Source organism: Gemmata sp., from assembly GCF_051859125.1.
Taxonomy (GTDB): Bacteria; Planctomycetota; Planctomycetia; order Gemmatales; family Gemmataceae; genus Gemmata.
The window spans coordinates 1-20,574 of sequence record NZ_JBHYGG010000039.1; the positions used below are offsets into that span (position 1 = coordinate 1).

Genomic DNA, 20,574 nt, shown 5'->3' on the forward strand with positions numbered 1-20,574 from the left:
CTAACCCCTTTTCGAGTCAGGCGTTGCGTCCTTTGGTATCGGAATCTTAGGAGGGCCGGCTTGAGCTGTCAACCCGGCCCCAGGATTCTTTTCGCCTCGGTCTTCCTCAGGCGTTGGCCGTGGATTTCGAGTGCATACTAACAACACTCTGGCTCGAACCAAAGTCCGAGATCACGTCCAACGCTCTGTCAAAAACCGCGGTCCCATCGTGCAACTTCACGCTGCAGGGCGCATTACTGGTGCCTGGAAAGCTCCGGGCAAAAACAACCGCCGTTCGGTGTGAAACTGAATGTTAGGCGAGTGAGAAGCAGACGCCAAGGGGTCGAGAAGAATTCTCGCGATGCACCATCCCGGCCAACGATCCAAGTAACTGTCATTAAACGACTTGCCGCGTCGGACAAGATTTCTTTTCCAGATCCTCTTTCGTCGCCAAGCCTCCGTGAATGGCTCATGATCCGAACTCCGAACTTGCTGGTACCTGGAGGAGACATGGGTCGGAGGTTCTCCGGCGGACAAGATCTAGATTGCATGACGCCCTGCCCCCCTTGACCATTGTGGAGGCCGCCGATGCCCGTCCGCGTCTCGCGCGCCACGTCAGTGATCGTCCACCAGGTGCCGCACGCCGCCGCGGAGCGGTTCCTCGCGCTCGAAGAGGAGCTGACGCGGGTCGCCGAGCAGTTCCCCGGGTACCAGGCGACCGAGGTGTACCCGCCGGGGGAACCCGGGGGGACCGAGTGGGTCGTCGTCCTCCACTTCGAAAACGCGGCGACTATGCAGGGTTGGCTCGACGCGCCGGTTCGGGCCGCCTGGGTCGCGAAGGTCGGTGCGGAAGTCGGCACGTTCCGGCAGGAGACGCTGGCGACCGGGTTCGGAGCGTGGTTCACCGGTCCGAAGGGTGGCCCGCCCGGGTGGAAGATGGTGCTGACGGTCCTGCTCGGGCTGTACCCGACAGTCATCATCCTGACGCTCACACTCGGGACGGTCACCGGGCCGCTGGGGTTGGCCGTGTCGATGCTGATCGGCAACGCCGTGAGCGTACTGATCCTCCAGTTCCTGGTGATGCCGGTGCTGACGCACGTGTTCGGGCCGTGGCTCCGGGCCGACCGGCCGACCGAACGAGCTATGTCGGCCGCGGGCGTCGGCGTGATCCTCTCGCTGCTCGCCGGCCTCACGCTCCTCTTCCGCCAGTTCACCGGCTGAGGCTGTGGGCCGCGACGACCGAGTGGCCACCGGCCCGGTGCCCGCCCGGGCGCACCGGAAGTCGGCTTGCGAGGGCCGCGGCGAGCGGGGTAAAGTCTTGTGACGGTCACGACCGATCACTTACCCGTTACCACTCTCCGTCACGGACGGCGGACACCATGCGCGCTGTCATTCTCGCCGGGGGGCTCGGCACCCGGCTCGCAGAGGAGACGGAGGTCCGGCCCAAGCCGATGGTCGAGATCGGCGGCCGCCCGATCCTGTGGCACATCATGAGCCACTACGCCGCCCACTGGGTGACCGAGTTCGTGGTCGCCTTGGGGTACAAGAGCGAGGTGGTCAAGCGTTACTTCGTCGAGTACCGCGCACTCACCGGCAGCCTGTCGGTCAACCTGGCCCGCGGCGACGTCACCCACCACGAGGCCGCCGGGGCCGACTGGACCGTCCACCTCATCGACACCGGGCTCGAAACCAACACCGGCGGCCGCGTCCGCCGGGTGGCCGACTGGGTCCGCGGCGGCACGTTCATGCTGACCTACGGCGACGGCGTGAGCGACGTGGACGTTCAGGCGCTGCTGCGGTTCCACCGCCAGACCGGTAAGCTCGCGACGGTCACCGCGGTGCGGCCGCCGGCGCGGTTCGGCGGGCTCGAGTTCGACGGCGACCTCGTGAGCGCGTTCACGGAGAAGCCGCAGACCGGCGAGGGGTGGATCAACGGCGGGTTCTTCGTGCTCGAACCGGCCGTCCTCGACCTGATCGGGGGCGACGGCGAGAGCTTCGAGAACGACGTGCTGCCGCGGCTCGTGGCCGAGAACCAACTCGCCGCGTACCGGCACGACAAGTTCTGGCAGTGCATGGACACGCTCCGCGACAAGCGGCAACTCGAAGCCCTGTGGCAGGACGGCCGCGCGCCGTGGAGGGCCAGCGCATGACGAACGGGTTCTGGCGGGACCGCCCCACCCTGGTGACCGGGGCGACCGGGTTGGTCGGCGGGGCGGTCGTTCGTCGGCTGCTCCGGGCCGGGGCGGACGTCGTGTGCCTCGTCCGGGACTGGGTGCCCGAGTGCGAGCTGGTTCAGAGCGGGATGCTCCAACAGGTGAAGACCGTCCGCGGCGACGTCCGCGACCAGCCGGTGCTGGAGCGGGTGCTCGGCGAGTTCGAGATCGACACCGTCGTCCACCTCGCGGCGCAGACGCTGGTGCCGGTCGCGAACCGCAACCCGGTCGCCACGTTCGAGAGCAACGTCGCCGGGACGTGGGCGGTGCTGGAGGCGTGCCGCCGCAGCCCGAAGGCGAAGCAGATCGTCCTCGCGTCGTCCGACAAGGCGTACGGCGACGCCGAGGTGCTGCCCTACGACGAATCGACCCCGCTCCGCGGCCGGCACCCGTACGACGTCAGCAAGTCGTGCGCGGACCTGATCGCCCAGAGCTACGCGCACACGTACGGCCTCCCGGTGGCGATCACCCGGTGCGGGAACTTCTACGGCCCCGGCGACCTGAACTGGAACCGGATCGTGCCGGGAACGGTCCGCTCGGTCATGCGGGGCGAGCGGCCCGTGATCCGGTCCGACGGGTCGCACGTCCGCGACTACTTCTACGTCGAGGACGGCGCGGCGGCGTACCTGATGCTGGCGGAGAAGCTCGCCGCCGACCCCACGCTCCGCGGCGAGGCGTTCAACTTCTCGAACGAGACACAGGTGACCGTCCTCGAACTCGTCCGCACGCTCCTCGGCCTGCTCGGGTCGCGGCTGACCCCGGACGTGCGGAACGAGGCGAGCAACGAGATCACGCACCAGAGCCTGAGCGCGGCCAAGGCCCGCTCGCGGCTCGGGTGGCGGCCCCTGTTCACGCTGGAGGAAGGGCTGCGGCGAACGGTCGCGTGGTACTCCTCGTTCCTGACCGCACCGAGGGCCGCCGCGTGACCACCCCCGCCTGCCGGTCGTGCGGGGCGGCGCCGCTCGCCCCCGTCCTGTCGCTCGGCACCACCCCACTCGCCAACGCCCTGCGGGCGGCCGACGAGCTGGGGGCCCCGGAGCCGACGTTCCCGCTCGACCTCGCGGTCTGCCCCTGCTGCTCGCTCGTGCAGATCACCGCCGAGGTGCCGCCGGACGCGCTGTTCCGCGACTACGTCTACTTCTCGTCGTTCTCCGACACGATGCTCCGGCACGCCGCGGACCTGGCCGCGCGGCTCATCCGCACCGAGCGCCTCGGGCCGGGGAGCTTCGTCGTCGAGGCGGCGAGCAACGACGGCTACCTGCTGCGGAACTACCTCGCGGCCGGGGTGCCGGTGCTCGGCGTCGAACCGGCGCGGAACGTGGCCCGGGTCGCGGTCGAGCGGCACGGCGTCCCGACGCACACCGAGTTCTTCACCCGCGACTACGCCCGCCACCTCGCGGCCGACTGGCTGCGGGCCGACGTGTTCCACGCGCACAACGTACTCGCGCACGTGCCGGACCTGAACGGGTTCGCCGAGGGCATCCGCACGCTGCTCAAGCCGACCGGGGTGGCGGTCGTCGAGGTGCCGTACGTCAAGGACATGCTCGACCACTGCGAGTTCGACACCATCTACCACGAGCACCTCTGCTACTTCTCGCTCACGGCCCTGGACGCGCTGTTCCGCCGGCACGGGCTGGCGGTCCGCGACGCCGAGCGGGTCGCCATCCACGGCGGCACGCTGCGGCTGTTCGCGGCCCCGGCCGAATCGCCGCGCGCCGCGTCCACGCGGGTCGCCGCCCTGCTCGCCGAGGAGGCGGCGTGGGGGGTCGCGACCCTTGCACCGTACCGGGCGTTCGCCGAGCGCGTCGCGCAGGTGCGGAGCGCCCTGCGTGACCTGCTGGCCACATTAAAGGCCGGCGGCAAGCGGATCGCCGCGTACGGCGCGTCGGCCAAGGGGAGCACGCTCCTCAACTACTGCGGCATCGGCTCGGAAACGCTCGACTTCGTGGTGGACCGCAGCACCGCGAAGCAGGGCAAGTACACCCCCGGCACCGGGCTGCGGATCTCCGCGCCGGACCGACTACTGGACGAGATGCCCGAGTACACGCTGCTGCTCACGTGGAACTTCGCGGACGAGATCCTCGCGCAGCAGGCCGAGTACCGGAGCCGCGGCGGCCGGTTCATCGTCCCGGTGCCGCTCCCCCGGGTGGCGTGACCGCCGTGCGCTTCACCCCCACAGCACTGCCGGGCGTGGTCGTCGTCGAGGTCGAGCCGCGGGCCGACTACCGCGGGCTGTTCGCCCGCACGTTCTGCCGCGACGAGTTCACCGCCGCCGGCCTGTGCGGCGACTGGGTGCAGTGCAACGTGTCGTACAACGCCCGCGCCGGGACGCTCCGCGGGATGCACTGGCAGGCCGAGCCGCACGCGGAAGTGAAGCTCGTCCGCTGCACCGCCGGCGCGGCCTACGACGTGGTCGCCGACCTGCGGCCGGGCTCGCCGAGTTACCGGACGTGGGTGGCCGTCGAGATCACCGCCGCGAACCGCCGTGCGGTGTACGTCCCGGCCGGGTGCGCCCACGGGTTCCAGACGCTTACCGCCGGCACCGAGTTGTTCTACCAGATGTCCACCCCGCACGTTCCCACCGCAGCCCGCGGCGCACGGTGGGACGACCCGGCGCTGGCGATCGAATGGCCCGCGTGTTCGGAGCGCGTGATCGCGCCGCGCGACCTGACGTGGGAGGCGCTCGCGTGAACCGGTTGCTCGTCACCGGCGCGACCGGGTTCATCGGGACGCCGTGCGTGCGGCTCGCGGCGGGCGCGTTCGAGGTTCACGCCGCGGCGCGGACCGCAGGCCGGCCGCTCGCACCGGGCATCGCGTTTCACCGGTGCGACCTGCTCGCACCCGGAGCGGCGACACGACTGGTCGAGGCCGTGCGGCCGACGCACCTGCTCCACCTGGCGTGGGTGGCGACGCCCGGCGTGTACTGGGAATCTCCCGAGAACCACCGCTGGGTGGCAGCGTCGCAAGAGTTGCTGCGGGCGTTCGCCCAGTGCGGCGGGACACGGGCCGTGATCGCCGGGACGTGCGCGGAATACGACTGGGCCGCGGCGGGCGTGTGCCGCGAGAACGAGACGCCGACTCGACCCGGCACGACATACGGCCGGTGCAAGCTGTCGCTGTCGCACTGGGCCGGGTCGCTCGGCCGGGAGCGCGGCGTGTCGGTGGCGTGGGCGCGGCTGTTCTGGCTCTACGGTCCCGGTGAGCACCCCGCCCGCCTCGTGCCGAGCGTCGCTCGCTCGCTGCTCGCGGGTCGACCCGTGCCCTGCACCGCCGGAACGCAGGTCCGCGACTTCCTGCACGTGGACGACGCCGCGGCGGCTCTGGTGTCTCTCGCGGCGGTCGGACTCACGGGCGAGGTAAACATCGGGTCCTGCGAACCGATCGCGGTGCGCGAGGTGATTGGCGAAGTCGCCCGTGCGTGCGGGCGGCCCGAACTGGTGATGCTCGGCGAGCGCCCGACGCCCGCGAGTGAGCCGCCGATGATCGTGGCCGACGTGTCGCGATTGCGGACCGCCACCGGGTGGTCGCCGAGCGTCGATCTCGCGACCGGGGTGCGGGACACGGTGAACTGGTGGAGGGGTGCCCGTGCCGCGTGACACGTGTCCGGTATGCGACGCCCCCGCCGGGGAGGCGTTCCTCCGCCGCGCCGGGGTGCCGGTCCACCAGAACCTGCCGTTCGCGTCCGCCGCCGCGGCCCGCGGCATCGCGCGCGGCGACCTGGAGATGCGAGCGTGCGGGGAGTGCGGGTTCGTGTTCAACGCGGCGTTCGACCCGGCCCGCGTGAGCTACGGCCCGGGGTACGAGAACAGCCAAGACCACTCGCCCGCGTTCACCGCGCACATCGACTCGCTGGTCGACCACCTCGTGACGGCGGCCGGGGTCCGCGGCGGCCGGATCGTCGAGGTGGGTTGCGGCCAGGGCGGGTTCCTGCGGAAACTGCTCGCGCACCAGGGTAACGCCAGCACCGCCGTCGGGTACGACCCGGCCTACGCCGGCCTGCCCGAGTCGCCCGACGGCCGCGCCCGGTTCGACCGCGACTTCTACGGCCCCGGGACCGCGGTGCCGGCCGATGCCGTCGTGTGCCGGCACGTCATCGAGCACGTGCCGGACCCGCTCGCCCTGCTCCGAACGGTGCGGGCCGGGGTCGGCGCGTCGGGCTCGACGCGGGTGTTCTTCGAGACCCCGTGCGCCGAGTGGATCCTCCGCGGCCGCGTCACCTGGGATCTGTTCTACGAGCACTGCTCGCTGTTCACCGCCCACAGCCTGGGCCGGGCACTGACCCGTGCCGGGTTCGGGGTCACGGGGGTGCGGCACGTCTTCGGCGGGCAGTACCTCTGGGCCGAGGCGACCTCGTGTGGCGAAGGCGCCCCGCCCCCGGTGGTTCGCACGGACGAACTGGCCGCGGCGTTCGGCGCGACGGAGCGTGCGCAGGCGACCGCGTGGCGCGCGGCGGTCGAGTCGCGGCGGGCCGACGGGCCGGTGTACGCCTGGGGGGCCGGGGCCAAGGGCGTGACGTTCGCCAACCTCGCCGACCCGGCGGCCGAGCGGCTCGCGGGGGTGGTCGACGTGAACCCGGCGAAGCAGGGGCGGTTCGTCCCCGGCACCGGGCACCCGATCGTGCCCCCCGCGGCGGCGGTGCGTGCGCGAGCGGTGCTGGTGTTCAACCCGAATTACGTGGCGGAGGTCGCCGACACTTTGGCCGGGCTGGGGTCGGCCGCCGAGGTCGTCGATCTCTCCGCCCTTGGCGGAGGCGACCCATGCGGCTGGTGATCGACACGGACGCGGGAACGGTCACGGAGCACACGGCGGCCGGCACCCGCGAGCACCCGCTCGACTCGCCGGACTCGTTCCGGCTCATCTCCGAGCACTGGGTGACCGTCGGCTGGACCCAGCGGTACACCTACGGGTTCACCTGGCTCGGGCGGCCGATCATCCAGTTGCCCGAGGACATGGTCCGCGTGCAGGAGGTGATCCACCGGGTGCGGCCCGACGTGATCGTCGAGACCGGGGTGGCGCACGGCGGGTCGCTCATCTACTACGCGAGCCTGTGCAAGGCGACGGACCGCGGGCGGGTGATCGGGATCGACGTCGAGATCCGCCCGCACAACCGCGCCGCGATCGAGGCGCACCCGCTGGCCGGGTACGTCACCCTGGTCGAAGGGAGTTCGACGGACGCTGCGACGGTGGACCGGGTGCGGGGCATGATCCGCCCGGGCGAGCGGGTCCTGGTGCTCCTCGACTCGTGCCACACCAAGGCGCACGTCCGAGCGGAACTGGAGGCGTACGCCCCGCTCGTCGGCCCGGGGTCGTACATCGTGGCGACCGACGGCATCATGGGCGCGGTCGCCGGGCGGCCCGGGTCGAAGCCCGGGTGGGAGTGGGACAACCCGTCGGAAGCGGCCCGGGAGTTCGCCGCGGCGAACCCCGCGTTCGCCCTGGAGGAGCCCGGGTTCGTGTTCAACGAGGGGCGGATCACCGACCGCGTCACGCACTGGCCGTCGGCGTACCTGCGGCGACTCGCTTGAGCCGGCCCAGTACCCGGCGGGCGAGCCGCAGGGGCCGCTTCAGCGACCACCGCCGCTCGCCGGCGAGCCGCCGGTCGAGTTCCGCCAGTTGGGCCGCGAGCCGGTGAATGACCGCCTCGCGCTCGGCGCACTCGGCGACGAGCCCGGTCTTCTCGGCCCGCAGGGCGGCCGCGTCCCCCCGCAGCGCCGCGGCTTCTGCGCCCAGGGAACCGAGCCGGTGGCGGAACCCCGCGACCTCCGCTTCGAGTGCCGCAACGTGCCCCTGGAGGGTCGCGACCTGCCGCTCCAGGGCCGCGACCTGTCCCCGGTACCCGCCGACCAGCCCTTCGAGTGCGGCGACCTGGGCCTGGAGCGCGGCGATCCGGTCGTGCAGGTTCCCCCACCCCAGCGCGTGCCAGACGGCGATCACGCCGGCGTCGTCGAGCGGCGTGGTGAGCTGGGAAATGCGGGCCGCCACGGCCTGCGGCGGCGTGTCGCGGGAGTACCGCACCGCGCCGCCGCGGAGGTTCAGAACTCGCGCGCACAGTTGCGCGGCCCCGGCCACGTCGGACACGCCGAACGCGGCCGCGTCGAGGTGCATCGCCGCGCCCTCGACGCCGAGTTCGGGCGGGCGGAAGTAGTTGACCGGAGGCCGCGGCGCGTGCGGGGCCGGGGCGAGTTCGGCGTCGAACCAGGCCAGCAGTTCCGGGTCGTCGGACAGCGAGCGGCGGACCTCCGCCCTGGCGGCCGGCAGGTCCTCTGCTCGCACCCCGCCCAGGCAGGCGCGGCTCAGCGAGCGGCGGTCCATGCCGACGCCCGCGTCCGGGAACAGCGCCCGCCGCGCGAACGCGAACGTGTCGGCGACCGGCACCTCGGGGAACACCGGCAGGTCGGGGACCGTCGGGTCGGCCCGGAGCCCGTCCTTGGCGTTGAGGGTGCGGAACTCGCGCGCGACCTCCGGGCGCTCACCGTGGAACAGGATCGCCACCCCGTTGCTGGCGTGCGACTGGCCGGACACGGACATCGGCACCGTGGTGACGAGGTACCGGCCGGCGACGTGCGCGACGGCGAACCCGGAATACACGTCGGGGATCGGGTGCGGGAACACGCTCCCGACGCGCGCCCGGAGCGCGTCGAGCACGTCCCGGCGGACGGCCCCGTGGTACACCATCGGCAGTTCGCCGTAGAAGGTGCGGAACGCGGCCACGTCGCGGATCGTGGCGGCCCCGTCGCGGGTGTAGACGTGCCGGTCGATCGGCACCTGGAGGTAGTCGCCCTGCCCGGCGAGCGCCACGGTCGGCCAGGTGTAGAACGCCGCGTGCCACCGCACCGCGGGCACGTCGCCCTCCCGGGTCAGGCGGTCGAGTTCGGCCAGCCCGTGCGGCAGCAGCCCGTCGTCATCCCCGATCACGATCACGTAGTCGCCGCGGGCGTGGGAGACGGCGAACTCCCAGTTGGTGCTCATCGCCACCGGCTCGGAGGTGCGGACGTACCGCACCCTGTCCGACCCGGCCTCGTCCACGACGGCCCGGGTGGCGGGCGACCCACAGTTATCCGAGACGATCACTTCGTAGTCGTCGAAGGTCTGGTCGAGGCAGGTCCGCAGGGCGTGGCGAAGGGTGTCGGCCCGCTCGCGGGTCGGGATGACGACGCTGAATCGAACGGGGGGCATTGCGGGCTCCGGGCGCGGGGCGGCCGCGGGCTCGCGGTGCGCCAGGAGCAGTCTGTACCGCCCGCCCCCGGCTTGCGCCAACCCCAACCGCCGCGCCGCGGTCATTCCAGGCGGATGTCGAACACCGCGGTCGGGCCTTCGAGGTCGGCCGCCAGGCCCGACGCGACGGGGTCGGCGTACTTCGGCGGGATGCGGAACCACTTCCCCTTCGGCGGCGGCGGCGGCGGCGTAGTGCCTGCCGCGCGACGGGCCTCGACGATCCGCGCCTTCACATGCGCCGGCACCGGCGGTTCGAAGTACGGGTCCGCGCTAAAGACCGCAAACTTGGCAGGGCCGACGGGCACACCGGACACCGAATAGGTTCCGTCCAACTGAATCGTGCCGTAGTAGGTAGCATGGTCCGACCCGATGGCCGTGACCGTACCGTAAACGAGGGGGCGGCCCTTGAATGTCACCTTGCCCGACACGGTCGTGAACTCCGGCCCGCACCCCGACAGGAGTGAGACGGCGCACGCCACTCCGACCGCCCTCAATCGCGACGCACTGAAAAGCAGGCTCATGGACGCTCCTCGTGTTCGGTGTGGGACCGCGTCGATCGCGGTTCCGGCACGCGGCCGGAACCGCACGACGCGGGGCGGGCGGAGTTACTCGGTGAAGACTTCGCCACCGTCGACGGTGACCATTGCGGGGAGGAAGGTCGTGTTGGCCGCATACGTAATCGTGCGGACGCTCCCATCGGCAAGCAGCCAGCTTCCGCCCCCGGGGTGGGGGCTGTTAAACCGGTCCTGGCTGCACGTGTCGGCCGGGTTGAACTGCGCGTACCGGCCAGGCAGGCTTCCGGGGCACGCGGTGCCCGTCATCGAACCACCAGGCCCGGTGCCGCCCACAAAATTCAGGTTCGGAAACGCCAGCAGCGTGTGATAGTCGGCCGCGACCCACGTCGAGCCCTGCTGCGTGACGTGCCGCTCGCCGACAGCAACAGTGTTGCTGAGCCCGTCGGTGATGCTCGTTGCGCTCCGCCGCGGCCGAATGTCCTTGTCTACTCCGCCGGCGGTGTGCACGGGGAACATCCCGTTGTTCGCGTTCATCCCGATGGGGGGAGCCGTCGGGGTGACGTTCTCGTCGCTCCCGGTCACCCCGACATAGCTCGCTGCAACCATTCGATCCGAGGAGGGACTGCCCCCGGTCGGCGCGACGGCGGTCGGGCACTGGTAAATTGAGATCGGCGTCCCGCCCATCGTCGTGAGGCCCGCCGAGATGTCCGGGAAGGTGGATTTCCCGATCGCCAACTGCAGAACTGCGCCCTGCTCAATATAGGGGAGGATGCGCACCATCCACCCGCCGATCTCGTCGGCTCCAATCTGGTCCGCCGGCTGGACGAGGTACCACGTCGGCAACTGCGCCCCGACGTACGGTGCGTTCATGGGGTCCGCACCGAGGCTGGCGGGGAAGGTCGCCCGCGCAGTCGGGAACTGATTGCGCGAGTCGTGGTAGTTGTGAAGCGCGACGCCGATCTGCTTCAGGTTGTTCTGGCACTTCATGCGGGCGGCGGCCTCGCGGACCTTCTGAACCGCGGGGAGCAGAAGGCCGATCAGGATGGCGATGATCGCGATGACCACCAGCAACTCGATGAGCGTGAACGCGGCGGGGCCGCGTCGGGGCAGGCGGGTCATGGTCGGGTCCCCACACGATGAAGGGTCCGCGCCCCCGGCCGGTGCGGCCGGAGATGTGCGGTCGGCGACGGAAGAAGAGTCACCGGCGGAGCGAGCGTCGCCACTCGTCGGCCAGTTCGGAGAGGGACTTACCGGTCAGCGAGACCCACACGTCGTCGGCGTACCGCCCCCTGCGGAGGGCGTCGTTGAGCCGCCGCACGAGGTCGGGGTTGTACGCTTGGACGCAGAACGCCAGGAACGCGGCCGTGTCCCGCGACCCCCGGTCGTGCCGGGCGGTGGCGGGGTCGGGCGGGTCGGTCGCGCCCGGCTCGAACTTGTGGAACCGGACGTAGTCGGCGATCCCGTCGCCGAGCCACCCCGGGGCCGGCCGCCGATACCCCTGCACGACCAGCGCCGTCGCGTACACGACCGCGCCCACGTCCTGCGGGTTCGCCTCGAAGTACTTGGCCGATGCGGTGACCCGGCTCCCGCTCACCGCCACGACGCCCCGCACGTCGCGGCGGACCGCGAACGGGATCAGCGTCGGGGGGCGGAACCCGTCGGCCGCGAGTTCGTCGCACACCATCGGGTACGCCCGCTCGCAGGTCCGCGCCACCCGCTCGGCCCACGCCGCCACCTCGGGAGCACCGGTGGTGTCCACCGCGAACTCGACCGGGTGCCGGAACGGGACCAGTTGCGGGGCCGCGACGACGAACTCGCGGATCACGAGCGGGTGCCCCTGCGCCGCGGGCGCCACCCGCACCGCGACGACCTCGCGGCCGCCGGCGTCCCCGCGGGCCACGCCGTCCTTGAACGCCGCGAGCGGCTCGAAGGTCGCTCCGTCCGTCGAGACCTCCAGCCGGCCCGCGACGAGCTTGCGGCCGCCGTCGGGCGCGCCCGTCTGAACGCTGACCAACCGCACCGGAACCGGGTTGTCGAACCGGAGGGTGAAGTGGTCGGCCGCGGCCGGGTTGTCGGCCGAGGCGAAGTACGTGGCCGGGTCGCCGTCGAAGGCGAACTGGCGGATCTGTCCGCCGCCGGTGCGGAGCGACGTCTCGACGGTGACCGGGACGCCCACGACCGCCGGCCGGGGCTCCGCGGCGACCGGCCCGGGGGCCTCCCCACCGGGCCGCGCCTCGACCGCCCGAGCCGCGCCGTTCGTGGGCATGAGGCTCAGTGCGACGCCCGAGGCGATGAGCCCGCCGAGGACCAGCAGTCCCGCGACCGCCTTCAACGTCGCCGAGCCGTACAGGTCGTGGCGGGCGAGTGCGACGCCCCCGGGCGAGACCGGAACCGCGGACAGCGCCGCGCCCGCACCGATCTGGGCGGCCGCCCGCGAACTGGCCGCGACGAGTTCCGCGGGCACGCTCGCCGCGGCGGTCCCGAGCGTGAGCAGCACGCTCAGCGCCGCAACCGACAGCGCGATGCCGCGGCGGGTGAGCCGGGCCTGCAACAGTTCGCGGGCCTGCCGGAGCCGCCGCTTCACCGTGCTCGGCGAGCACCCCAGTTGCGCCGCCGCCTCGTCGCCGCTCATCCCCTCCATGCAGCACAGCAGGAGCGGGCCGCGGAGGTCTTCCGGGAGCCCGAGCAGCTCCTCATCGAGTACGGTGAGCAACTCGCGGCTCGTCACCTCGGCGAGCGTGTCGCCGCTCGCCGGGGCCGGCCGCCGCGCCTCGCGCACCGAGCGCCGCGCCCGGCTCCGCCGCACCTCGCGGGCGAGCCGGTGCGCCGCCTCGTGGAGCCACGTCGCGATCGACTCCCGCCAACTGACCGTCCCGGCCTTCCGCGCCAGCACCAGGAACGTGGCCTGGAACACGTCCTCGGCGTCCTCCCGCCGGTCGAGGATCCGCTGCCCGACCCGCAGGACCATCGGGCCGTGCCGGCGGATGACCGCGGCGAACGCGGCCTCGTCGTTGCGGGCCTGGAACCGCTGGAGCAGTTCGCGGTCGGACGGTTCCCCCGTGGCGTCGGCGTCCGGGGCGTCGGGCGGGTTGAATAGCATGCGCCGCGCTCCTCCGATATCGGAGTACGTCTAGGTGAACGAGGATCGGGCCGGAGAGGGGGCCGCGTGACTGCGACCAAGAGAGGAATGGTCGCCGACGGGAAATCGGGTCATCTTTTCCGAAAGATTTTCCAACCGCTCACAATTCGCGTTGCCCGCCACCGATCGGATACCGGGCAACAGCGTGGTCACTTACTCGCTCCGGCGGCTCGCCTTTACTTGGCGAGTTGCTCGCGGAGCCAGCCCGGGCGGTCGGTGGTGATGCCCTCGACCCCGAGCTTGACCATCCGCCGCGCCACGTCCGCGTCGTTCACCGTCCACACGTACAGCCGCAGCCCGGCGTCGCGGACCGCCCTCACGAACGCCTCGTCGAGCGCATCGGTCACGGAAAGGTCCAGCCCGTCGGCCTTGATCTCCTTCGCCCTCGCCACGAGGTCGGCGGCCGCGGGGGGCTTCGCCCCCTTCTTCGGTTTCAGGTCCACGATCCAGTACGCGGGGAGGTCGGGCCGCGCCTTCTTGACGGCCGCGACCACGTCGGCGCTGAACGAGATGACCGGCGTCTGCGCCGGCCGCAACTTCGACGCCTTCAGTACGCGGTCCAGTTCGGGGACGGCCTCCGGGCCGCACTTCACCTCGACGAACACGAGCTTCCCCTCGGGGGCGGTGGCGAGCATCTCGGCGAGCGTCGGGATCCTCTCGCCGGCGAATTTTTCGCCCTTCCACTTGCCCACGTCGAGCGCCCGCAGCTCCTCGAACGGCGTGTCGGGGATGACCTTGCTCACGCCCGCGAGCCGCTTCGTGTCGCGGTCGTGGCACACGACGAGCTTCCCGTCCTTGGTGATGAACACGTCCAGCTCGCCGCCGTCGGCCTTCTGCTCCCAGGCGAGCTTGAACGAGGCGACGGTGTTTTCGGGCGCGTCGTGCGACGCGCCGCGGTGCGCGACGATCTCGACGGGCTTGTCGACGGCCCGCCCGGCGGGGGCGGCGAGGCACAGGAGCGCGGCGGCGGTTCGGAACATGGGGGTCTCGTGTGTGGCAGCGGGGGGGCTTGTTCCAAGGCATCAAATCCGACCGCCCGGAACCATGCAAGGGATTTCTTCGCCGAGCGTGCAAACGTTGTACACCGCCACACCGCTCGCGATTACAGTGTGTATCGGGGCCGCCCGCCACGGCCCCGGAGAGGACCAGTGCCATGCCGTCGGCCGCCGTACCGCACCCCGCATTCCACCGACTCCTCGTGCGCGCCGCCGCCGTGCCCGCCGCGGCCGTGAGCGTGTTGACGCTCGTGTTCCTCGGGCAGATCGTGTTCCTGCTGTCCGCCGCCCGGAGCGTCGAGCACTCCAACGCGGTGATCGCGGGCGCCAACCGGTTGCTCCGGCTGTTCGTCGACGGCGAGACCGGCGTGCGCGGCTACCTCATCACCGGCGACGCGGCGTTCCTGGAGCCGTACCACCAGCAGGACCGCGACGACGACCCCGCGTTCCAGGAACTCACCGACCTGGTCGCGGAACACCCGGCCCAGGTCGCGCGGCTGGACGCGCTCCGCCGGAACCACGCGGAGTGGCGGGCCTTTGCGCACGAGAAGTTGGACCTCCGGCGGACCGGCGGCGACTACGAGGCACCGGTCCGCCGCGGCGACGGGAAGCGGCGGATGGACGCCATGCGGCAGCAAATCGCGGACTTCATCCGCGTGGAGGAGGACCTCCGGGACCGGCGGACCGCGGCGGCCCGACGCGCGACGTGGCTGGTGGTGGGCGTCACCCTCGGCGCGGCGGCGGCCCTGGGCGGGTGGCTGGCCGTCTCGACGCGGCGGCAACTCACCCGCCTCGCGGGGGTGTACGAGGGCGCGCTGGGGAGGGTCGAGGAGCAGGCCCGTGCGGCCGAGCAGGCGGCCCGGCGGCTCGGGACGCTCCACCAACTCGACCGCGAAATCCTGGCGGCCGCGAGTGTCGCGGACCTGTCCCGTGCGGCGGCGCGGGGCGTGGCCGGGGCGCTCCCGGAGGGGGCCGCGTGTGCGATCGCGTTCAACGACGGCTCGCCCCGGGTGGTCAGCTCCGACGGCCGCGGGGAGCGGGTGGCGGCCGTGGAGGACGGGCTCACCGGCCTGGCGCCCACGTGCTCCGCCGCCGACGGCCCCGCGGCCGAGGAGCGCCTCCGCCGCATGGGGTACGCCGCCTGTGCCGCGGCCCCGGTCGCGTCCGGGGGCACCTGTCTCGGGCTCCTGGTGGTCGTCGCGCCCGCCGGGTGCCCGCTCGCTCCGGCCCACCACCAGATCGCGGAGGAGGTCGCCCGGCAGGTGGCGATCGGCATGGAGCAGGCCGCGATGCGTGACCGCATCCTGCGGCACGCCGCGGAACTGGAGGACCGGGTGCGGGAGCGGACCCGCGACCTGCAAGCGGCGCTCGACAGCGTGCGGCAGCTCCAGGGGCTGCTGCCGATCTGCGCGTGGTGCAAGAAGGTGCGCGACGACATGGACTACTGGCACGACGTGGAGCACTACGTCTCGGCCCACACCGAGGCCCGGTTCAGCCACGGCATCTGCCCGACCTGCTTCCAGGTTCAGGCGAACGGGGCCGAGTGACCGCGGTCACTCCCCGATGACCTTGACCAGCACCCGCTTGGGGCGGTTGCCGTCGAACTCGCCGTAGAAGATCTGCTCCCACGGGCCGAGGTCGAGCTTGCCCTTGGTGACGGCGACGACGACCTCGCGGCCCATGACCTGCCGCTTCAGGTGCGCGTCGGCGTTGTCCTCGCCGGTGCGGTTGTGGTGGTACACGTTCGGGTCCGGGTTGAACGGGGCCAGCTTCTCCAGCCACACGCCGAAGTCGTGGTGCAGCCCGGACTCGTCGTCGTTGATGAACACGCTCGACGTGATGTGCATCGAGTTGCACAGCACCATGCCCTCCCGCACGCCGCTCGTGCGGACCGCCTCCGCGACCCGCGGGGTGATGTTCACGAACGCCATCGCCGAGGGCACGTTCAGCGTCAGGTACTCGGTGTGGGCCTTCATGTCGCGTCGCTCCGGTCGGGGGGTCGCCGCGGGCCGTCACGCTCGCTGGCACGTGGCGTCGTTGTAGCCGGGGTCTGTGACCCCGGAAGCACGCGGAAGCCCCGAAGCACCGGCCTCACAGAGGCCGGCTACAGAACACCACCAGTGTGCCGCGGGCCGTCACGCCGGCACGGGCGTCAGCCCGGCCAGCAGGGCCAGAACCACTTGCGGGTCCACGGGCTTGACGAGGTGGTGGTCGAACCCGGCCTCGGCGGTGCGGCGGCGGTCGTCGTCCTGGCCCCAGCCGGTCAGAGCCACGAGCACCACGGAGCGGCCCCACGGGCGGGAGCGGATGCGGCGGGCCGCGTCGTACCCGTTGAGCCGCGGCATCCCGATGTCGAGCAGGACCAGGTCCGGCCGGAACCGCTCGGCCGCCTCGACCCCGGCCTCGCCCTCGTGCGCGGTGCGGGCGTCGTGCCCCAGGATCTGGAGCAACTGGGCCAGCGACTCGGCCGCGTCCACGTTGTCGTCCACGACCAGCACCCGCCGGGCGGCGACCGGAGCGGCCGCAAACTTCCCGTCGGCCGCCGGGGCGGGGTCCCCGGCCGGCGGCCGCGCCGGCAGGCGGACCGTGAACGTGCTCCCCGTTCCCTCGCCGTCACTCTGCGCCACGACCGTCCCCCCGTGCATCTCCACCAGCCCCTTCACGAGCGACAGCCCGATGCCGAGGCCGCCGGTCGTCTTCTCCAGCGTCCGGTCCACCTGGGTGAACATGTCGAACACCCGCCCCAGCATGGCCGGCGGGATGCCGACGCCGGTGTCGGCAACCGTGACCGAAACGCCGCCCGGGTCGCGGGCCGCCGCCACGCGGATGCGGCCCCCCGGCGGCGTGTACTTGGCCGCGTTGGTCAGCAGGTTCGCGAACACCTGCGAGAGCCGGGCCGCGTCGCCGTCGAGGGTCACGGGCCGGTCCGGCAGGGCCACCGTGAGCTCGTGCCGGGCGCGGTCGATCAGCGGCCGGGCGGTCTCGACGGCCCCCTCGATGACCGCGGCGAGGTCCACCGGCCCGCGGCGGAGTTCGAGCCGCCCCCGGGTGATCCGGCTCACGTCGAGGAGGTCGTCCACCAGCCGCACGAGCTGGTTCACCTGCCGCTCCATCATCAGCCACGCGCGCTCGGCCTGGCCGGCCCCGCGGCGGACCAGCTCCAGACCGGTGCGGAGCGGGGCGAGCGGGTTGCGGAGCTCGTGCGCGAGGATGGCGAGGAACTCGTCCTTCTTCCGGTCCGCCTCGCGGAGCGCGTCCTCGGCGAGCTTCCGCTTGGTGACGTCCTCGTGCGCGACGACGACCCGGACCGGCCCCGGCGACTTGAACCGCGTGGCCCGCATCACGAACCACCGCTGCTCGGTGGGGGAGTGGCACGGGTACTCGAACTCGAAGAGCTCGGTCCGGCCGCTCAGCACGCCCCGCAGGCCGGCGACCATGTCGCCGTCGACGCAGCCGTCGGCGCCCGGCTCGCACGCGGCCAGGTAGTTCGCCCCGACGGCGTAGTCGTGGCCGGAGAAGTCGTTCTGGTCGGCGAACCGCCGCCAGGCGTCGTTGACGGCGAGGACGACGCCGCTCTCGTCGAGCACGGCGATGTGGCTGGAGAGGGCGTCGATGGACGAGTGGAGGAACTCGTGGGCCTCGGCCAGGTCCCGCTCGGCCCGCTTCCGCTCGGTGATGTCGAGGGCGAAGAACGGGCCGCGGGCGCGGTCGTTCGGCATGCCCGCGGCACCGAGGACGACGGGGACGCGGGTGCCGTCGGGCCGCACGTACTCCTTCTCGTACGGGGTGCAGGTGCCGGTCGCGGCGATCTCGGCGAGGCACCGCGCGTCGGCCGCGTGGTACTCGGGCGGGGTGATGTCGGGGAACCGGAGCCGGCCGGCGGCGACCTCCTCGCGGGCGTACCCGAGCATCCGCAGCAGGGTGTCGTTGGCGTCGGTGATCCGGCCGTCGGCGTGCCAGAACCCGATCCCGACCATGTTCGACTCGACGACCGCGCGGAACCGCTCCTCGGTCTCCCGGAGGGTCGCGCCGGCCTCGCGCCGCACCCGGGCGAGTTGCAACTGGGCCGAGACGCGGGCCAGGAGCTCCCGGGCGGCGAACGGCTTCACCAGGTAGTCGTTGGCCCCGGCGGCCGCGGCCTCGACCCGGCACTCCTCGCCGGCCCGGGCCGACAGGAGCACGACCGGGGTCGCCGCCACGGCCGGGTCGGCGCGGACCCCGCGGATCAGGCCGAACCCGTCGAGCCGGGGCATCATCACGTCGGAGACGATGAGGTCCGGGCGGTGCCGCCGGACCGCCGCCAGCGCCGCCTCGCCGTCGGCCACGGCCTCGACCGCGTACTCGGCGGCGAGGAGCCGCGCGACGTACCCCCGCATGTCGGCGTTGTCGTCGGCGACGAGCACCCGCGGCCGGTCGCCCGGTGCGGGCGCGTCGGGCGGGTGCGCCGCCGGGCCCGGGAGCCAGCGGAGCGCTTCTTCCACGAACGGGTTGGCGGCGTGGGCACGGGCGGGGGCGGCACCGGCGGCCCGCACCTGCTCCGCCGGGAGGTGCGCGGAGCCGAGCGGGAGCGCGATCGTGAACGCCGTCCCCTTCCCGACCGCGCTCTCGGCCGCGATGGTGCCCCCGTGGAGCTTCACCAGTTCCTGCACCAGCGCCAGGCCGATGCCGCTCCCCTCGTGCGTCCGCCCGCGGGCGTTCTCGACCCGGTGGAACCGCTCGAACAGCCGCGGCATCTCCTCGGGCGGGACGCCGGTGCCGGTGTCGCTCACCCGGACCTCGGCCGTTCCGCCGGCCCGCCGGACGGAGACGGCGATCTCGCCCTCGAACGTGAACTTGAAGGCGTTCGAGAGGAGGTTCAGGACCACCTTCTCCCACATCTGCGGGTCGACGTACACCGGCTCCCCGAGCGGCGGGCAGTCCACCCGCAGGCCCAGGCCGGCGCGGTCGCACGCCGAGCGGAAGTTGCTGGCGAGGTCGGCGGTGAGGGCGGCGAGGTCGGTGGGCTCGAACGCGGCGCGGGCGCGGCCGGCCTCGATCCGCGAGAAGTCGAGCAGCGCGTTCACGAGCCGCTGGAGCCGGTGCCCGTTGCGGTGCGCGACCTCGAGCCGCTCGCGGTGGTGCGGCTCCAGCGGCCCGCCGGCCCCGGCCCCGGCCAGGGCGTCCTCGATCGGGCCGAGCATCAGCGTCAGCGGGGTGCGGAACTCGTGGGACACGTTCGAGAAAAACGCCGTCTTCGCCCGGTCCAGTTCGGCCAGCGCCTCGGCCCGCCGCCGCTGCTCCTCGTACGCCCGCGCGTTGGCCACCGCGGTCGCGACGTGCCCGGCGAGCAGGTCGAGGAACCCGCGGTAGTTGTCGGTGAGCGGGAGCCGCGGGCCGACCCCGGCGACGAGGAACCCGCCCGGCCGCACCTGCCCCGGCTTCGCCACCGGCACGACCACGGCCTGTCGCGTGGGCTCGGGCCACGGGCCGCCGGGCAGCGGGCCGAACCGCCCCGCGAGGTCGCCGACGTCCACCGGCCGCCCGGACGCCAGCACCTCGCGGAGCGGCCACGCCGGGTCGGGGTCCGCGAGGTCGATGTGCGGCGGGGCCGCGGGCGAGCCATCAGGTACGCCCGACGCCCCGGCGAGGGCCGCGGTCCGGGCGTCGTCGCTCAGGAGGTAGATCAGCGAGAACGGGAGGTCGTGGGTGTTCCCGGCCAGGGTGCGGGCCGCGGTCGCACAGGCGTCGGCGACCGACCGCACCTCTTCGGTCGTCCGGGCGGCCAGTTCGCGGAGCGTGCGGAGCCGCCGGTCGCCCACGCTCTGCTCGGTGTCCTCGGTGACGACGCACAGCATCCCGCCGACGCCGCCGGCGTCGTCCGGCACCGGGCTGTACGAGAACGTGTGGTAAGTCTCCTCCGGGAACCCGTGCCGCTCGAGGAACAGGAGCAGCCCCTCGTCCCAGGTCGCCGTTCCGGTGCGGACCACGGACTCGGCCCGGGGGCCGACCTCGGCCCAGATTTCGGGCCACACCTCCGCCGCGGCGCGGCCGAGCGCCCACGGGTGCTTGGCCCCGAGAATCCGGGCGTAGGCGTCGTTGTAGAAGAACGTGAACTCCGGCCCCCACCCGACCCACATCGCGTACCGCGAGTCCAGCATCACGCGAACAATGGTCCGCAGGCTCTGGGGCCAGGCGTTCTGCGGGCCGACCGGCGTCCCCGACCAGTCGAACGCACGGGTGCGTTCCCCCATCTCTCCCCTGGCGGCGAAGGGCGTAGTGAGGTGGGGGTCCGGAGGCGGGCGGGTGCCCTCGGTCATGCGTTCCTCTGCGTGGCGGTCCGGTGCGGGCCCGGGCAGTCGGGCCGAATCCGGCGGGGATAGCCGGCATTATACCGGTCACCGGAGGGGGGTCGGGTAAGCACGCGGCGTGCCGCAAGAGGCGGCGAGGTGCGGGCCGCGGGTCTCACCAGGTCCGCTCGAACCGGAATTGTGGTGTCTTGGTCCGAGCCCGAGCGCCGAGCGAGGGTCAGCGTGGACCCT

General features: G+C 72.5%; 16 protein-coding genes. 9 read left to right on the forward strand and 7 right to left on the reverse strand.

The window, feature by feature from the left end; all coding sequences use genetic code 11:
- Positions 1–567: 567 nt before the first annotated feature.
- From ACTIGN_RS05405 to ACTIGN_RS05440, 8 genes are all read left to right on the forward strand, one after another.
- Entirely contained in the window at positions 568–1,200 is a 633-nt protein-coding gene (locus ACTIGN_RS05405) for an antibiotic biosynthesis monooxygenase (protein WP_439621783.1), read from the forward strand.
- 158 nt (positions 1,201–1,358) lie between these two features.
- On the forward strand, positions 1,359–2,129 hold the full coding sequence (gene rfbF, locus ACTIGN_RS05410) for a glucose-1-phosphate cytidylyltransferase (RefSeq protein ID WP_439621784.1): 771 nt from the start codon (positions 1,359–1,361) through the stop codon (positions 2,127–2,129).
- Complete coding sequence (locus ACTIGN_RS05415) at positions 2,126–3,118, forward strand: NAD-dependent epimerase/dehydratase family protein (protein ID WP_439621785.1); 993 nt, start codon at positions 2,126–2,128, stop codon at positions 3,116–3,118. The genes rfbF and ACTIGN_RS05415 overlap by 4 nt, the downstream gene beginning before the upstream one ends.
- Positions 3,115–4,347 carry a class I SAM-dependent methyltransferase gene (locus ACTIGN_RS05420; RefSeq protein WP_439621786.1) on the forward strand — a complete coding sequence of 411 codons (1,233 nt, stop codon included), beginning with the start codon at positions 3,115–3,117 and terminating at the stop codon, positions 4,345–4,347. The genes ACTIGN_RS05415 and ACTIGN_RS05420 overlap by 4 nt, the downstream gene beginning before the upstream one ends.
- 5 nt (positions 4,348–4,352) lie before the next feature.
- Positions 4,353–4,883 (forward strand): dTDP-4-dehydrorhamnose 3,5-epimerase family protein, encoded by a 531-nt coding sequence (locus ACTIGN_RS05425; protein WP_439621787.1) that lies wholly within the window; start codon positions 4,353–4,355, stop codon positions 4,881–4,883.
- Complete coding sequence (locus ACTIGN_RS05430; RefSeq protein WP_439621788.1) at positions 4,880–5,788, forward strand: NAD-dependent epimerase/dehydratase family protein; 909 nt, start codon at positions 4,880–4,882, stop codon at positions 5,786–5,788. Before ACTIGN_RS05425 ends, ACTIGN_RS05430 begins: the two co-directional genes overlap by 4 nt.
- The gene (locus ACTIGN_RS05435; protein WP_439621789.1) at positions 5,778–6,962 is read left to right on the forward strand and encodes a class I SAM-dependent methyltransferase; all 1,185 of its coding nucleotides are present in this window, start codon (positions 5,778–5,780) and stop codon (positions 6,960–6,962) included. Before ACTIGN_RS05430 ends, ACTIGN_RS05435 begins: the two co-directional genes overlap by 11 nt.
- Positions 6,950–7,717 carry a cephalosporin hydroxylase family protein gene (locus tag ACTIGN_RS05440; RefSeq protein WP_439621790.1) on the forward strand — a complete coding sequence of 256 codons (768 nt, stop codon included), beginning with the start codon at positions 6,950–6,952 and terminating at the stop codon, positions 7,715–7,717. Before ACTIGN_RS05435 ends, ACTIGN_RS05440 begins: the two co-directional genes overlap by 13 nt.
- On the opposite strand, the gene ACTIGN_RS05445 is transcribed toward ACTIGN_RS05440, so the two are convergent.
- From ACTIGN_RS05445 to ACTIGN_RS05465, 5 genes are all read right to left on the reverse strand, one after another.
- Entirely contained in the window at positions 7,677–9,368 is a 1,692-nt protein-coding gene (locus ACTIGN_RS05445) for a glycosyltransferase (protein WP_439621791.1), read from the reverse strand. The genes ACTIGN_RS05440 and ACTIGN_RS05445 overlap by 41 nt on opposite strands.
- Positions 9,369–9,469: 101 nt before the next feature.
- Positions 9,470–9,835, reverse strand: coding sequence for a hypothetical protein (locus ACTIGN_RS05450; protein ID WP_439621792.1), 366 nt, complete (start codon positions 9,833–9,835; stop codon positions 9,470–9,472).
- Between the two features lie 177 nt (positions 9,836–10,012).
- Positions 10,013–11,041: a DUF1559 domain-containing protein gene (locus tag ACTIGN_RS05455; protein WP_439621793.1), complete on the reverse strand. Its 1,029-nt coding sequence runs from the start codon at positions 11,039–11,041 to the stop codon at positions 10,013–10,015.
- A 79-nt stretch (positions 11,042–11,120) separates the two neighbouring features.
- Positions 11,121–13,022, reverse strand: coding sequence for a sigma-70 family RNA polymerase sigma factor (locus ACTIGN_RS05460; RefSeq protein WP_439621794.1), 1,902 nt, complete (start codon positions 13,020–13,022; stop codon positions 11,121–11,123).
- Between the two features lie 215 nt (positions 13,023–13,237).
- A complete protein-coding gene (locus tag ACTIGN_RS05465) occupies positions 13,238–14,041 on the reverse strand; it encodes a glycerophosphodiester phosphodiesterase (RefSeq protein WP_439621795.1) in 804 nt (267 codons plus the stop codon).
- A 173-nt stretch (positions 14,042–14,214) separates the two neighbouring features.
- Between ACTIGN_RS05465 and ACTIGN_RS05470 the strand changes: the two genes are divergently transcribed.
- Complete coding sequence (locus ACTIGN_RS05470) at positions 14,215–15,603, forward strand: CHASE3 domain-containing protein (protein ID WP_439621796.1); 1,389 nt, start codon at positions 14,215–14,217, stop codon at positions 15,601–15,603.
- Positions 15,604–15,609: 6 nt separating this feature from the next.
- Here the strand turns inward: ACTIGN_RS05470 and ACTIGN_RS05475 are convergent, their stop codons facing one another.
- Both ACTIGN_RS05475 and ACTIGN_RS05480 read right to left on the reverse strand, forming a co-directional pair.
- Positions 15,610–16,032 carry a secondary thiamine-phosphate synthase enzyme YjbQ gene (locus ACTIGN_RS05475; protein WP_439621797.1) on the reverse strand — a complete coding sequence of 141 codons (423 nt, stop codon included), beginning with the start codon at positions 16,030–16,032 and terminating at the stop codon, positions 15,610–15,612.
- Positions 16,033–16,191: 159 nt separating this feature from the next.
- A complete protein-coding gene (locus tag ACTIGN_RS05480) occupies positions 16,192–20,286 on the reverse strand; it encodes an ATP-binding protein (protein ID WP_439621798.1) in 4,095 nt (1,364 codons plus the stop codon).
- Between the last annotated feature and the right edge of the window lie 288 nt (positions 20,287–20,574).